The sequence below is a fragment of the Microbulbifer mixtoriginis (SeqCode) genome (genome assembly GCF_052466765.1).
Map to the genome: position 1 here is coordinate 1,698,871 of NZ_CP174289.1, position 14,511 is coordinate 1,713,381.

The window sequence follows — 14,511 nt, forward strand, 5'->3', positions numbered from 1 at the left end:
CGTGACCTCAGGCTATTTATTTTTTTCCGGCGGGGCCTGCGCCTTACTCTTACTGGCCGCAACCAAGGTTTCCGTCAATCACCGACGTCTCGCGGCGGGCCGCTGGCTGATTTTGGTTTTGATCGGTGTTATCTGTTATTTACTGTTACCGACACTCCCTCCCCTTGTCGGGCTCATGGGGCTGCTGATTCACCTGCCGGTGATTCTGGTGCCCGCCGCCTTCTGGTTGTTTACCCACTTGCTCTGTCGCGAGGAAGAACCCTTTCCCCGCTGGGGCTGGATGCCTATCGGCCTCTCCATTGCCTTTAGTGTCGCCGCTAGTCACTCGCCAATCCCTTTAGGCAATAGCGCCGAAGAGGTTTTTTTTAATCTGTCCCAATTTACCCGCTTAGGCCTGATTGGCCTGGGCATGCTCACCCTACTCGGGCAATTTCACTCAGATTTGGTGGAGGAGCGTCGTCGCTTGCGCGCCATACTGTTGATTGCGGTGGGCACTTATATGCTGATCGTTATCAGTGCTGAATCATTGTTTGCCTACCGCCCTGTCCCCAATGGTGTGCCAACTCTTCACGCCCTACTCGCCAGCCTGCTGTCCCTGGCAGCCTGTTTATGGCTGCTTGCGCTCTCACCCAGCGCCCTGGGCGACTCTCTACCACAACCAGCAACAGATATCCCTGAAGAGGAAGCCCCACCTCCAGCACCTGTACCAACCTTGGATGAGCAGCAGCAGATGCAATTGGCTAAATTGCAAAAGCATATGGAAAGTGGAGGCTATCGACACACCGGGTTGACTATTCGCGAACTGGCGGAGCAACTGGATACCCGCGAGCACCTGCTGCGTGCACTGATAAACCGCCACTTGGGCTATCGAAACTTCAACGAATATCTCAATCAATTTCGCATTGATGAGGCCAGCGCCCGCCTGGCCGATCCGGAACAGGCGCATCTACCAGTGCTGACCATCGCCCTGGATATCGGCTACCGATCTCTCAGCCCGTTTAATGCCGCTTTTAAGCGTCGTCACAACCAGACCCCAACCGAGTACCGTCGCGACAAGCTGCCCGCCTAAGAGGGCAGCAATTCGGAATTCGTCAGCATTTTTTCATTTTCCGTAAGCCTCAGTCAGCAAAGCCCCCCAGACTGCAAGCACTGATGCAAAAGCTCCCCATGTGGGTAGCACTTAGAATCCCAAAAGATCCTCAATATCCAAGCTGCCCCTTTAGCAACGCCGATGAAAAAGGATGGTGAAAAAGATGGATTTCTTCGCAGATGTGGCTGATTACGGAACCACCCACTTTAAATTGACCCTATTTCGCTATGTGTTGGCGGCTTCTGTGATGAGTATCTGCGCAAGCTGGCTGTTTCGCGCCTGGATGAACCGGCGCCGCATCCAGAAGCGGCGTGCTAGCTGGGGGGATATTCGCCGGGAAGTCAGCTACTCCATGCTGACCGTTTGTATTTTCACCCTGTTTGGCATCAGCATAAATTTGCTACAGGATATGGGGATCGCCAAGCTGTATTGGAACTGGAGTGACTACCCGCTCTGGTGGAGCATCTTGAGCCTGCCTGTGGTAATTCTCCTGCATGATGCCTATTTCTACTGGACCCATCGGGCAATGCACCACCCAAAGCTGTTTAAGCACTTCCATAAGTTGCACCATATGTCGCGAACCCCAACTCCCTGGACTGCCTACAGCTTCTCTATCGGTGAAATATTTATCAACGGACTTTTCTCTCCACTGATCGCCCTAACGATACCACTGCACCCAAGTATCTGGCTTAGCTTCCTTTTCATAATGATTTTCCGCAACGCCATGCTGCATACAGGCCGCGAATTCCACCCACGCAGCTGGGTCGATGGCGTGCTGGATAATATGACCACCACAACTCATCACGACCTGCATCACCAGCGTTTTCAGGGCAATTACGGTTTTTACTTCACTTGGTGGGACCGCCTAATGGGCACGGAATTCAAGGACTACAAAGAAGTTTTCCGCCAGGCTATAGACGGTAAACTACACGGCGGACAGCAGGTGGAAACTACCACGCTGGAACAGCACTCCGCAGATGACAACTCTGGGAAAATAACCGCCTGATCAATGGCTGCAGTGCAATCACTGGCTTTCAAAGTAGAGAGTCAACGGCAGTGTTATCAAACTGATAAAAGAGGTGGCAACCACCATTGCGGATGCAACGCCGCCATCGCATCCATAGCGTTTCGCCAGTACGGCGGCGATCGCCCCAGAGGGCATTGCCGCCTGTAAAACCAATAGCTCCCGCTCGATGTGCGGTAACTCAATTGGCATTGCCAGAGCCCATGCCACCATAGGCTCTGCCACCAGCTTTAACAGGACGACCACCAGGATCAGGCCCGCCAGTTGGCGCACAGCGATGGGGCGCAGGGCCAGACCGATACTAAATGCCACCAGCACTATCAAGGATTGTCCGGAAATCCGTAATATATCCTCCAGCAGCTGCACAGTAACATTCCCCTGGGGCAGGCCAAATAGGGAAATAATTGTGCCTAAAACCATCGTGATAAAAATTGGTGATACAAAGAAAGGCTTACAGGCCTGCCAAACATTGACCTGCTCACCCTCATCCCGGCCGAAATAAATGGCCACAGCAACACCGACAGTAAATACAGATAAAAGTGCGCCATATTCACCAATGAGAACACTGTCTCTCATAACCAGAGGGTTATCGTGAAAAATCCGACGAATCAGCGATAACCCTAAAGTCGAAGAGCCGCCAAAACCCGCAACCAACACAATCGAGCCGAGGGTCTTACGCCCCAGCCCCATCAATTTACCCACTGCCCACGCAGGCACCATGATTGCAATACTCACAGCAAATAAGGCCAGTGCGGGAAGAAGAGCCTGGGAAGAAAAAGGGACTTTAATCAAGCTATGTAAAATTACTGCCGGCAGCGCAAAGTCTGTTGCCAGACGCCCAAATACTCCTTGCTCTTCTCTAAGAATCACCCCGCGACTTCGCAACCAAATCGCGCAGGCACAGAGCGCAACCAGGATAACCAGAGCTTCCACCAAACTTTGGAATTGAGACATTACTCATATCCATCAGTGACAGGATGCGGCAAACACCAGGCCAGACTTCTCTCAGTATTAACGCGAAAAGTAAGAACTGCCCACAGGCCAAAGTCACCGGTGAACAGAGCTAAGGGCGATCCCAGTATTTAGCTGGTTTGGATTAATGCCCGTGTTGCAGGGGAAGCCAACGAGATTCCCGATAACAGTAGAGTCCCCAAATTACCATGATCACTTCCAGGGCGAAGAACAGTAAATTGCGTTCATCGAAGCTACCGCTGGAAAACATGCCAAAGAGACGGCCAGCCGCGAATCCAATGTAAGAGATTGAGAGTGAAGCATAGGCGGCACGGCGGTGAGGGCGCATGGCCAATGCAATCAGTAAGAGAACGGCGATTGCCAACATAAAGCCGGCGTAAGTTGCAAGAAATTCGGGCACAGCGGTAGGTGAGGTAAATGTAAATCCAATAGCCGCGGCAAACGACTCCGGATTAAACAGGGCCCCAAGACCGATAGACGCAAAAGCCAATAAATTGAGAGTCAGGTAGACTCGCCCTAAATATTTCAACTGCCACTCCCCTGCACCAGCGGTGATTACCAGCCTCTGGATAGCAGCTTTCCAACCGCTGTCGCTACACAGAAGCCTGTCTAAAGTATATATGAGGTTACAGCCGCCACTCTTTCAATTGGATCACCAACCTCACAAAATGGACATAAAAGGGAGGTAAGTTCTTTAAATTCGTCACAGGATCAAGCCAGACTACTCGCCTGGCAGCTAATTCAACCGATTAGAATCCCCGAAGAAAACGACTCAAAACAACATGGGCACCCGCCACCTGGGACAGCCCGAAATTAATCTGGCCGACTAGAGACACCACATTTAACACGCTTGTACAAGAAGGCAGGGTTTACCGCAACAAAATTGTCATACGCATGGCACAGACTGAGCAGCTCTCCGCAATCTCTAGGCTGGATAACTATTAATCATGCTCAACTCTTTGAGCTGGGGCGCTTCAAGCTATTGAATAAACAGCAAGGAAAGCAAGAGAAAGGATTCTTAACCAGCTGGCAACAGTCTCTATTCGCTGTAGATATCGTCGAAGAATAAGGATCATTTTTTGACCAGCATGTCAGGAAGTGCAAACGAAAGCCGCACCACAAATAAGGAGCAGGCAGTGGCATTAAACCTGCCCACTGCCTGGCCTGTTCCTAATCCTGGAAGAGAAGCTCCAGTGGATAACCGGTAAAAGGCTTGGTTTTCTCGATCACCAAATGCGAAGTCATACGCGAGATAGCGGCCTCCTCATTGGCCAGTAACTGCTCGGAAACCCGGTTGAAGTCTGCCGCATCAGGGCAAATAAAGCGCAGCATATAATCGAATTCACCAGACATCTTCACGCAGGAAACGATCTGTGGGATATCACTGATAATTCGCCGGAAGTTTTCACTGGTGCGCGCATCCTGGCGCTTCAGGGCCACATTCACATAAAACTCAGCGTGGCGCACCTTGTCCAGATTGATTTCGGCAAGGAACTCACGGATATAACGCTCACTGGTAAGGCGCTTCACCCTGGCCAGGCAGGCGCTCTCCGACAAGCCAATTTGTTCACTCAAATTCAGGTTGCTAATACGGGCGTTAGTTTGCAGAGCCTGCAAAATACGCAAATTATGCCGGTCAATTTTCACGGAACTGATTTCTTTTGAATCTGAAAGGGGGCAAGGATAGCGGTAATCGCCGGAGGCTGAAACTCTATAACCTCCAGAGATGAAAAAGCCAGCCCCCGGCAAGAGAGGCTGAGAGCTGGCTACCGCCACTTGGGTTAACTAGCCTGGCGATTAGCGCAGGTGACAAAACGCTCGATTCGGTCCAGAGCGCGTGACAACTCACTGTCATCGGCCGCTAGCGTCAAACGCACATGATTCACCGCACTTTCACCAAAAGGTGTACCCGGCAATACTGATACCCGCTCGGCTTCTAGCAGGGCCTCGGCGAATACCTGACCAGAGCTGGCCAACTCGGAAACATTGACCATCACAAACATACCCGCATCCGGGCTGTAACAGCTAAGCCCCGGAATTTTGCCGATTCTCTCAACGATCAAGTTGCGGCGACGTTCATAGGCGTCACGCATCTGTTTCACGAAATAGGTATCGAACTCCAGGGCGAAAGCCGCAGCTTCCTGGATAAACTGTGGGCAGCCGAAGATAGTGGCTCCGGCGAATGCCGCAAGGCGCTCCACCAGGGGGCCGCGCGCTACCGCCCAGCCCAGACGCCAACCACTCATGGCATGAGACTTAGACAGACCATCAATCACCACAATATTGTCCAGAGACTCTGCTGCTGTGCGCAATGAGGTATGGCGGCGGGTAAAAGTGATCATGGAGTACATTTCATCGGACACCAGCCAGATGTTGCGCTCACGGCAAAAGGCAGCCAGTTCACGCAACTGTTCGGGAGTTGCCATTGCACCGGTGGGGTTGACCGGGGTATTGATCATGACCACTCGGGTCTCTTCAGTGACTGCCGCTTTGATCGAGTCCACATCGAACGCAAAATTCTGTTCCGCCGGGCAGGCTACCCGCTTTACAGACAGCCTGAGACTGTCACAAATGGGGACATAACCGATATACATCGGTTCTGGGATAACAATCTCCTCACCAGGGTTCAACAGGCAGGAAAGTACCGCGTAGATAGCATTGGTACCGCCGGGAAACACCACAACATCATCGGGATTGCAGGGGTGGGGTGATACCTTACTCTCGATATCCGCGATAGCTCGGCGCAACACCGGCTCACCGGCGGCGGGAGAGTAATGAGTCCGCCCGACACCCAGGCGAGCGCGGGCAAAATCCAGAATTGGCTCGGGGGTATCGAAGTTGGGGTCCCCCACACAGAGGAAAATGACATCCTCCCCCTTATCGGCAAGATCATGGGCCCGGTCACTGACCGCCCAGACATTGGAATCCTCACAGTTCAGAGCCTCGCTTTGAAGGCTGAATTGGGGGGTAAAATCTGTCACGTTTTTCACTATTTATCTGCCATTTATGCCTGCTAAGGTAGCAACCATCAAAGTAATCTATACCGCTATATAGCCGCATATTTCGCATTACTCAGGAGTTTCTATGTGTATTACCGCAGAAAATTCTGAAGACATTGTCTATGCATAAAGGTGGGATAGACTATTTGGTATCAAGCGGTCATAAAATATCTATCGCAGGCGACCGAATAGCCTATCAGGCAGATGCCAGTACATCTGCTCCCTCCGATCACACACAGAAACAGATTCTCCAAACTGGCTCTATAAACGAATCCAGACTCCAAAGATGGCGCCCAGTCTTGGGCGCATTTCAACAACAGAAGAAAAGATAAGAGTTATACATCCGTCACTTACAGCCAAGCCCCCAGTCAACCCCTCCCTACCGACTTAACTGAGGCAAATGTGCCAGAAATTATCTTTGGCGGCCTCTTTTTTCTGCAATCCAGGCCCATATATTGATTTCGAAGGAATAACGAAAACAGAGGGTTACTGTAATGAAGAAATATCTAGCGGTTGTATTCTTGCTTATCTCATCGCACGGCTTCTCCGCCACCTTCTCAGCAGAGCAAAAAAAGTCTCTCATCGATGCCCTTGAGCTTGAGATTTCCAACCGCTATATACTTCAGGAGAATATCCCCTCAATTCGTGAAAGCTTGCAAAAAGTTGCACACTCCGAGGCCCTAAAAAAAATTAAAACTCCAAAACAAACAGCCAATCTACTTACTAAGGCACTGGAAAAACACGATAAGCATTTTGGTGTGCGTTGGTACGATCCAAACATCCCGAAGAAACAACCGAAGCGAGAAGATTGGTTCAGTAAACTGGCCAGGAAAAATTCTGGTTTCACGCGCGTTGAAGTACTCGAAGGTAACATTGGCTATATCGATTTCTGGGGCTTTGATCATGTCAACGAAGTCTCAAAGAAACGCCTAGAAGCCGTAATGACCTTGATTGAAGATACCGATGCCATCATCTTCGATCTTAGAAATAATGGCGGTGGTGATGGCAATATGGGCCGCCTAATTAGCAGTTATCTTTTTGAGATGCCCACCCACCTGAACAGTATTTACTGGAGAGCAACAGATAGCACCACCGAATTCTGGACTTTCGAAACCCTCAATGGCAAAAGAAAAGCCAAAGTTCCGGTCTTCGTCTTAACCAGTAAAGATACCTTTTCGGCCGCGGAAGCATTTACTTATTATCTAAAACATCTTAAACGAGCCACAATTATTGGCGAAGTCACCAAAGGTGGAGCCCATCCCATACAGTTTCTCAGCCTTGATAAGGAGTTTAAGGTATCAATTCCTATCGCAAAAGCCGTAAATCCAATTACCAAAAGCAACTGGGAAGGTTCCGGTGTTTTACCAGATATTATCGCATCAAAAGAGGAGGCTTTTGATATTGCTTACCAAAAGTCTCTACATATCATTCAAAACACAACAAACAATCCACAACAACTCAAGGAAGTTAGTGAACAATTAGAAGTATTGACTAACAAAGAAAGACGCAACTAGATCAACTTCAACCTGAGTGATTTCCTCGAATGAAGAATTTTAATCAGACAAAACATATTGGTATTGTTGGCTGCTCCTCTGAGGGTGCAGCCCTGTGCTACAAAACAATTTGCACAGAGAGTGGTAAATATCTTGGTGAACATGCTCACCCTGAGATATCCATGCACACTCATTCACTGGCTCGATATGTAGAATATTTAGATTCCAATGATCTTCAAAGTGTTGGCGATCTAATGCTCTCTTCCGCAGACAAGCTCAAACCTCAGGGGGCCTGTTTTCTGATCTGCCCCGATAATACTATTCACCAAGCCTTTGACTATGTAATAGAGAGATCCCCCCTACCCTGGCTACATATTGCCGATAGTGTTATTGCTGAAGCCACTATCAAAGGCTATAGAAAGCTAGGCCTACTCGGTACTCGATGGTTAGTTGAGAGCGACGTTTATCCGTCCAAACTAGAGGCCGCAAACATAGGTTGGTTACGGCCGCCTAAGAAGGCTGTTGAAAGGATCGGGCAGCTGATTATGGGCGAGTTAGTCACTGGGGTATTTCGACAGGAAACAGTGCAATACTTCCAAGACACTATTAACAACCTCAAACAGGATGGATGTGATGCAGTTGTCCTGGGTTGCACCGAAATACCATTGATTATCGATGATAGTAATTCTGTGTTACCAACGCTAAACTCTAACCGCCTTTTAGCTGAGGCCGCGATAAAAGAGGCGATTGTAGCCTCTTGAGTCAGGTGTCAGTCAAAGAATCATAGTACCAATTCTCAATTAGTTAAAAGTTTCAAGCAGTGACTCCTCACCTACCAGCTGTATTAGCTACTCTTCTGTCTCTAATTCCACTTAACGCAACAGCCAATATCTACAAATGGATCGATGAAAATGGTCAAGTTCACTTCAGTGACAAGAAACTAGAACATGTTAAGCAAGAAGTTATTAAGCCTAGAAAGCATAAATCTAATTGGTCTCGATATGATATTTCCGTCGAAGCCATTGACACCAACCTGAGCAATCAGGAATTAAACAAGATTGTTACAGACGTCAACCTCGTCTATGAATTTTACGATCGCGTTCTGTTTTTTGACTTTTATAAAACGGTACCCGTTAAGGTCTTGGTTCTAAAAGATAAAAAGGCCTACTACGAACACCTAAGAAAGAGAATGGGAAAAGAACCATCAGCCTCTTATGGGATATATTTCTCTCAAGATAACCAAATTATTGTTTACATCCAAGAGGATAGAGCCAGAACATTCCGCACTATTAAACACGAGGTTAGTCATGCAATAACCGATACTGTCACTCCCTACGCCCAATCCTGGTTAAATGAAGGTTTGGCCGAGCAGATGGAAACCCTCACTAAAGTGAATGGACAACTGCGCATCACTAGTCACTGGGAAAATTATAGATGGGTAAATCCTCTCAAGCGCCATGAGAGGCTTATGGATATCAGTACATTCCTTAGACTCCCTAACACAAGATGGCGACATGCACAAAGAAATGGGACTGCGCCTTTACAGGCACAGGCCGGGCAATTTTTATACTTTCTATTATCAACACCAGTCGGTAAAAGCTTTGTAATTCGTTTAGTCCATAAGCTGGAGCGTGGTGATCGTACGCACTCGTATTATCTGGTCGATAAAGACTATATTGGCGGGATCAGAGGCCTGGAAATCAACTGGAGAAATTGGTTAAGTGGGGAAACTGACAAACATATCAACTTTTAAAACAAATATTTAAGAAAATTTAGACAAAAAAATATTCTGTTTAAACTATGAAAGACTTAAGAGTCGCAGGCAAGCTCCTTCAATTCAATGGGTGGCTAACACTTTTGTTTGGCATATTATTAACTGCCATTTATATATACAGTCAGGGGGCAGCCTTTACTATCAAAACAGCAGCCCCAGCTATTTTATTTTTAAGCTGGTGTGTAGCACTTATCAGCATAGGAGGAAAGATAAAAAGCGGGGCTAGAATTTATAAAATTCCCGGCATTATTGCTTCATTACTCAGCCTAATAACTTCGCCCATAGGCTTTATTTTTGGCCTGGCTTCACTGTTTTATCAAATCAGGGGAAAAGACTCTTTTCTAAATAGCTGACTTGAGTAGCTGGGGGCGCCTTCCCCTCAGCACCCCATCAACTGATGAGGGCCGACCATTTAGTACATATAGCCAGAATATAACACGCATGGATTTTATATGAAATTTACTCGCTTATAGCTCAGCAAACAACACAGCCAAGCCTCCTAAATTCAGGAAACCTGCAACACCATATAACTAACAACTACATAGCGCAAAAGCTTACCTGCCGTCACCAAAATCAAAAACCATAACAATCGTATTCTTAACACCCCCGCCATAACGGTTAATGGATCTCCAACAACTGGAACCCAAGCAAAAGCTAATGAAATCAGGCCATATTTTTTAAAGCGCTGCTCAGCCTTTACAAATTCATTTTCTGACATCCTCAACCATTTTTTTATAATACCCAAACTTGCCCAATAGCCAAGAGCATAATTCACCAATGAACCAGCCACATTACCAATTGTTGCAACAGTCACCAATGCAAATGGCGAAAAACCATTGATCAGCAGAGTGATTAATACAACCTCCGAACTTACTGGCAAGATTGTTGCCGCCAGAAATGCTGAAACAAAAAGACCGACAAAGCCTAATTCGACCAAACTCCCCATTTAACAAAAACATCCTCCAGGAAAACCATAAGAAACCTATAGGATTTATGCAAAAAAATAAAATTACCATCTCTCCTTTGCATTAACCCCTAAAACTGCCAACACCCATACTCAAAAAAATAAATATACTCCCCTCGAGTAATCACATACCACAACTTCCCAACACTACTAATTTCCTAGATAACTTATTAGCAAGAATTACAGAAAGATAGAATTCCAGAAATATCACTCCAGACATTCAACTAGAAATAAAATCATTCTGGCATTTTACGTAGGCTTTAACCTAAAATTCAAAAGTCTCGAGCTAGATAGACTTTACTTCAGCATGAACCCAATCCTAGAAGAAACTATTCAGTGCCCCTACTGTGGCGAACACTTTAGTATACTCATTGATACCTCTGTACTTCCGCAAGAATATATAGAAGACTGCCAGGTCTGCTGTAGACCCATAGTTTTTCACGTTACCGCTGACCTAGAGGGCTCTATTTCTATTAATGTATACAGGGAGGATGAGTCGTTTTGAATACTATCAAATAGTCGGCATAGTTCTCTTCTATTTATCTAGAGTACCTGCTCAGCAATTTATCACTCCAAAAATAAGCCTCAGGCTCTACAAAACTTATCTCTCTCTACCAACTTGGCTTTGGACATGGTTATTTAAGGTTGGCAAATACCTCTATCGCTCGCTTGCGCCCGGCACTCACATCACAAATTACTTGGGGATACCCTTCAATCATTGGGGGCTCATGAATCTCCTTGTTACTTAGTGAGGAAATTTCCGGGACATAATGTCGAATAAACTCTCCGTTAGGATCGAACTTCTGCGACTGGCTATAAGGGTTAAATACCCGGAAATAAGGTGCTGCATCCGTACCGGTTGAGGCGGTCCATTGCCAGCCGCCATTGTTTGAGGCAAAGTCACCATCAATCAAGTGCTGCATAAAGTAGCGTTCACCCCAACGCCAGTCGATCAGCATATTTTTACTCAAGAACGAGGCGACAATCATTCGTAAGCGGTTGTGCATCCAGCCGGTTTCATTTAGCTGGCGCATTGCAGCATCGACAATAGGCACTCCGGTTTCGCCACTTGCCCAAAGGGAAAATAATCCTTCATCATAGCGCCAAGGAATTTGTTCTGTTTCCTCTTTAAATGGCCTTCCCATACTCAAGCGGGGAAAATCAGTCAGTAAATGTGTATAGAATTCCCGCCAGATAAGTTCGCTGATCCAGCAGGCAATCCCTTCATCTCCACCCTGCCAAAGGCCTTTATTCTGGCTGAGGGCCATCTTGACGCACTGGCGAATAGAAATAGCTCCACTATTTAAATAAGGGGATAGGCGGGAGGTACTATCTTTCGCTGGAAAATCTCGTTCGGCCTGATATTGATCAATAATTTCGGCAAAAGCTTTCAAGTGCTTTTGCGCAGCTTGCTCACCACTCTCCCAACCTTTAACCCTACCTGATCCATCAATATTGAGCGAGCAGCCCAATAACTGGTTAGGTATTTTCTGCGTTAGTTTTCGATTCCCTTTTACATCCACTGCGAACCACTTCGGCCAATGTTCGCTATTGGCAGAAGGTGGTATTTTCCTGGGAGTGGGCAAGGGCTTAACCTGGCTCCCTGCACATAACTGGATTAGGGCACGCTTGAAAGGGGTAAACACTTTGTAGGGATCACCACTCGCCGTTCTCACTGCTCCTGGCGGTAATAAGGTGCGGTCACTGTAGTATTCAACCGAAACATTGTGTTCCTGCAGTTTTTCTCGAACGGTATTGTCTCGACGCAGCTCATTCAGAGGATACTCAGCATTGGCAAACAATGCCTCTACTTTCAGACGCTGAATAATTTGCTGCAGCGCCTCCGGAACCAGAGAAAACTCAGGGACTTCGAGGAAGTACAGGGGAATATTGCAAGTTTGCAACTGCCCTTGGAGTTTCTGCAAGCAGGCCATACGAAAAGAAACCAGTGCATCGCCTTCATCGTGGTTTTTCCAGGTTTCTGGACAGGCGATAAAAATTGCGGCCAATTGTTCGCATCGAGTACTGGCATGATACAGCGCCGAATTATCCTGTATACGCAAATCGCTGCGGAACCAGACTAGGCCCCGCTGTATTGATATTTGACGGCTCATCGCTTCAGCTGCTCCCGCAGTTGCGTTACCACGAAGTCTGTAGTGCCTGATAGTACTGATACCGTCGGTATTTTCTTTAGGTTATCCAAGCTGGCAGACTGTAACTCTACGAAATCCCCCACAAGCCTTAGAGGCTTGCTTAGCTCCTGAAATGAGCGTGGTAATTCCTCCTCAAGTAAGGGTTTTGGCTGTGCCCGATGGCTGTACCAGAGCAGCGCATGCACATCCAGCTTTCTCATATTTTCAGTAAGCCCCGGCAGAACGGCCCGATAATCCAAAACCACTACGCCAATACCGGCAGCCAAAAGTGTGGCGCAAAATAATTGCACAAAGGCCCGCTGATCTTCACCGGGGAAATCCAGCAATAGGACTCGACTCTCGCAAGCCAAACGATCTTTATTTAAATTTCTCCGAGCTATGCCGTTGGCCAATAACAACTGTTCATTAACCAGCTGCCAAAAGAAACCTTGCGCGGCTTCCGATCGCCTCAGCCTAGCCAACTCGGTATGCAGCGGCTTGAGCCAATGATCGAGTAATAGTGATGCCGGTAAGGTGGAAATCCAGTGGTCCAGTTGCTTGCGAAGCTTTGGCTCGTCAAAGTTTTGTGACAAGTTTAAGGCTTCATCGATCATCTCACGCCAACCACCTGCAGTGTTTGCCTCTCTCTCTTTGGCTGACAGGGAGGATGGACCACGTGCCAATAATTCCCGCACCTGTCCAATAGCTACACCTCGGGCCAGGCAGGCCAGTACCTCTTCGATACGCCTGACCTCTTCTTCACTATAAAGTCGGTGCCCCTTGCTGGTTCTGGCCGGTGTTAACAGGCCGTAGCGCCGCTCCCAGGCCCGAAGGGTGACAGGGTGCACGCCGGTACGACGCGCTACCTCACGAATAGGTAAGCTGGCTTCAGTAGGGGGGGCAATCTCAACCATCACAATTCTCAGCGAAATTCACACAAACCCAGCTCTGCCGGCTCAGCGGCGAGCAACACCTGACTGTGGATAAACTGGTGAGGAGTCCGCGGCAAATAATGGCGCAACATGGTAAGCACTGCCGACAGAGGCTTATTACCCTGACGATATTCGTCAATAAGTAGCGCCAGTTCGGCTCTCTCCTCTTTGCTCAGGTAGCTCTTCAGGTGACCCTGGCTGTGCATCAGAGCGTTAGTGCGGTCCTTTCGGCTGGCCAACTGGCTGAGAATCTCCATTATTTTACCTCTCACCTCATAGGCAAACTCCTCCACCGGCAATGCGCGCGAGTTAGAAACAAACTGACCCAATGCACGGGTCATTGGCTGACTGTGCGCCAACAGTAGATATTTATAAGCGGTGTAAAATTCAATGACCCTGGCTGGGCGCAGGTCGGTGGCCACATAGCGATGCCAGGCGTCGTAAGCAAAAACACGGGTGAGGAAATTCTCGCGCAAATCGCTGGCATTGAGCCGCCCCACTTCTTCCATCGGCAAATGGGGAAAATGCTGGCGCAGGCGTGCCACGAATAAGCCGGAGTCGTGCGCCAGCACCCCGGTACCATCTTCTTTATAGTGGGGAGTGGTTCGCACTCCGCAGCTGGGAGATTTCTGCATCAGAATAAAACCACGCAGATTCTCCACTTCAGGGACAATCGTATCCGCGTAGCCCTCTAGAGCCTCGGTAACATCTAAGTTGGGGTCTTCCCGGCCAACCGCACGCAACCGGTCACTCACAATAAGGTGAATAGGCGGTCTGGGCACGCCCATGCCAATGGCAACCTCCGGGCAGTAAGCCTGCAACTCAAAACAATTGCCCAGCAGTTGGGTGCAGACTTTACTGTGCTTGTGGCTGCCGTTGTAACGCACCGGATCACCCACGGCACAGCGGCTAATGCCCACCGGAATTTTTTGAGACAAGAGCTGAATATGCATAGTTTTGCAGCACAGAATCGGTTCACGTTCTTCTTTTATAGACTCTCACAACTAGTTGTACAAGAGGTAGCTTTGTACAACTTTTGGAAAGTAATCAAGTCTCTATGGCCGCTTGCGCCCATACACACCATAGCTACAATGCAGGGCCGCATTTTTACCGAGCGGCAGGGCTGTGATT

15 protein-coding genes are annotated in these 14,511 nt (G+C 48.1%); 7 read left to right on the forward strand and 8 right to left on the reverse strand.

The genetic code is table 11. The features are described from left to right. The first annotated feature begins 1 nt into the window (after window position 1). A complete protein-coding gene (locus ACJJIV_RS07475) occupies window positions 2-1,069 on the forward strand; it encodes a helix-turn-helix transcriptional regulator (RefSeq protein WP_444891305.1) in 1,068 nt (355 codons plus the stop codon). A 184-nt stretch (window positions 1,070-1,253) separates the two neighbouring features. After that, window positions 1,254-2,096, forward strand: coding sequence for a sterol desaturase family protein (locus ACJJIV_RS07480; RefSeq protein WP_444891306.1), 843 nt, complete (start codon window positions 1,254-1,256; stop codon window positions 2,094-2,096). A gap of 18 nt (window positions 2,097-2,114) precedes the next feature. Here ACJJIV_RS07480 and ACJJIV_RS07485 read toward each other — a convergent pair whose 3' ends face one another. The 4 genes from ACJJIV_RS07485 to ACJJIV_RS07500 form a co-directional block, all read right to left on the reverse strand. Further along, window positions 2,115-3,068 carry an AEC family transporter gene (locus ACJJIV_RS07485; RefSeq protein WP_252084612.1) on the reverse strand — a complete coding sequence of 318 codons (954 nt, stop codon included), beginning with the start codon at window positions 3,066-3,068 and terminating at the stop codon, window positions 2,115-2,117. 142 nt (window positions 3,069-3,210) lie between these two features. Further along, the gene (locus ACJJIV_RS07490) at window positions 3,211-3,615 is read right to left on the reverse strand and encodes a DUF4345 family protein (protein ID WP_444891307.1); all 405 of its coding nucleotides are present in this window, start codon (window positions 3,613-3,615) and stop codon (window positions 3,211-3,213) included. A gap of 641 nt (window positions 3,616-4,256) precedes the next feature. Further along, window positions 4,257-4,733 (reverse strand): Lrp/AsnC family transcriptional regulator, encoded by a 477-nt coding sequence (locus ACJJIV_RS07495; protein ID WP_226644702.1) that lies wholly within the window; start codon window positions 4,731-4,733, stop codon window positions 4,257-4,259. A gap of 134 nt (window positions 4,734-4,867) precedes the next feature. After that, entirely contained in the window at window positions 4,868-6,076 is a 1,209-nt protein-coding gene (locus ACJJIV_RS07500) for a pyridoxal phosphate-dependent aminotransferase (protein WP_444891308.1), read from the reverse strand. Window positions 6,077-6,579: 503 nt separating this feature from the next. Between ACJJIV_RS07500 and ACJJIV_RS07505 the strand changes: the two genes are divergently transcribed. From ACJJIV_RS07505 to ACJJIV_RS07520, 4 genes are read left to right on the forward strand one after another with little or no spacing between them, the layout of a single operon-like run. After that, the gene (locus ACJJIV_RS07505; RefSeq protein ID WP_444891309.1) at window positions 6,580-7,599 is read left to right on the forward strand and encodes a S41 family peptidase; all 1,020 of its coding nucleotides are present in this window, start codon (window positions 6,580-6,582) and stop codon (window positions 7,597-7,599) included. 29 nt (window positions 7,600-7,628) lie between these two features. After that, a complete protein-coding gene (locus ACJJIV_RS07510; protein ID WP_444891310.1) occupies window positions 7,629-8,339 on the forward strand; it encodes an aspartate/glutamate racemase family protein in 711 nt (236 codons plus the stop codon). 59 nt (window positions 8,340-8,398) lie between these two features. Next, on the forward strand, window positions 8,399-9,331 hold the full coding sequence (locus ACJJIV_RS07515; protein WP_444891311.1) for a DUF4124 domain-containing protein: 933 nt from the start codon (window positions 8,399-8,401) through the stop codon (window positions 9,329-9,331). Between the two features lie 47 nt (window positions 9,332-9,378). Continuing rightward, window positions 9,379-9,705: a hypothetical protein gene (locus tag ACJJIV_RS07520; protein ID WP_444891312.1), complete on the forward strand. Its 327-nt coding sequence runs from the start codon at window positions 9,379-9,381 to the stop codon at window positions 9,703-9,705. Between the two features lie 152 nt (window positions 9,706-9,857). On the opposite strand, the gene ACJJIV_RS07525 is transcribed toward ACJJIV_RS07520, so the two are convergent. Then, a complete protein-coding gene (locus tag ACJJIV_RS07525; RefSeq protein WP_444891313.1) occupies window positions 9,858-10,298 on the reverse strand; it encodes a YqaA family protein in 441 nt (146 codons plus the stop codon). Window positions 10,299-10,623: 325 nt separating this feature from the next. On the opposite strand from ACJJIV_RS07525, the gene ACJJIV_RS07530 reads away from it, so the two are divergent. Then, window positions 10,624-10,821: a CPXCG motif-containing cysteine-rich protein gene (locus ACJJIV_RS07530; protein WP_444891314.1), complete on the forward strand. Its 198-nt coding sequence runs from the start codon at window positions 10,624-10,626 to the stop codon at window positions 10,819-10,821. Between the two features lie 130 nt (window positions 10,822-10,951). Here the strand turns inward: ACJJIV_RS07530 and ACJJIV_RS07535 are convergent, their stop codons facing one another. The 3 genes from ACJJIV_RS07535 to ACJJIV_RS07545 are packed head-to-tail and all read right to left on the reverse strand — an operon-like array spanning window position 10,952 to window position 14,333. Beyond that, window positions 10,952-12,430 carry a cryptochrome/photolyase family protein gene (locus ACJJIV_RS07535; protein ID WP_444891315.1) on the reverse strand — a complete coding sequence of 493 codons (1,479 nt, stop codon included), beginning with the start codon at window positions 12,428-12,430 and terminating at the stop codon, window positions 10,952-10,954. Further along, a complete protein-coding gene (locus ACJJIV_RS07540) occupies window positions 12,427-13,362 on the reverse strand; it encodes a MerR family transcriptional regulator (RefSeq protein ID WP_444891316.1) in 936 nt (311 codons plus the stop codon). The genes ACJJIV_RS07535 and ACJJIV_RS07540 overlap by 4 nt, the downstream gene beginning before the upstream one ends. An 8-nt stretch (window positions 13,363-13,370) precedes the next feature. Then, complete coding sequence (locus tag ACJJIV_RS07545) at window positions 13,371-14,333, reverse strand: YbgA family protein (protein WP_444891317.1); 963 nt, start codon at window positions 14,331-14,333, stop codon at window positions 13,371-13,373. Between the last annotated feature and the right edge of the window lie 178 nt (window positions 14,334-14,511).

Bases quoted from the DNA above. Each gene is read 5' to 3' on its own strand.
- ACJJIV_RS07480 (WP_444891306.1), top strand. From the start codon at position 1,254: ATGGATTTCTTCGCAGATGTGGCTGATTACGGAACCACCCACTTTAAA.
- ACJJIV_RS07485 (WP_252084612.1), bottom strand. From the start codon at position 3,068: ATGTCTCAATTCCAAAGTTTGGTGGAAGCTCTGGTTATCCTGGTTGCG.
- ACJJIV_RS07505 (WP_444891309.1), top strand. From the start codon at position 6,580: ATGAAGAAATATCTAGCGGTTGTATTCTTGCTTATCTCATCGCACGGC.
- ACJJIV_RS07510 (WP_444891310.1), top strand. From the start codon at position 7,629: ATGAAGAATTTTAATCAGACAAAACATATTGGTATTGTTGGCTGCTCC.
- ACJJIV_RS07520 (WP_444891312.1), top strand. From the start codon at position 9,379: ATGAAAGACTTAAGAGTCGCAGGCAAGCTCCTTCAATTCAATGGGTGG.
- ACJJIV_RS07525 (WP_444891313.1), bottom strand. From the start codon at position 10,298: ATGGGGAGTTTGGTCGAATTAGGCTTTGTCGGTCTTTTTGTTTCAGCA.
- ACJJIV_RS07530 (WP_444891314.1), top strand. From the start codon at position 10,624: ATGAACCCAATCCTAGAAGAAACTATTCAGTGCCCCTACTGTGGCGAA.
- ACJJIV_RS07535 (WP_444891315.1), bottom strand. From the start codon at position 12,430: ATGAGCCGTCAAATATCAATACAGCGGGGCCTAGTCTGGTTCCGCAGC.
- ACJJIV_RS07540 (WP_444891316.1), bottom strand. From the start codon at position 13,362: ATGGTTGAGATTGCCCCCCCTACTGAAGCCAGCTTACCTATTCGTGAG.
- ACJJIV_RS07545 (WP_444891317.1), bottom strand. From the start codon at position 14,333: ATGCATATTCAGCTCTTGTCTCAAAAAATTCCGGTGGGCATTAGCCGC.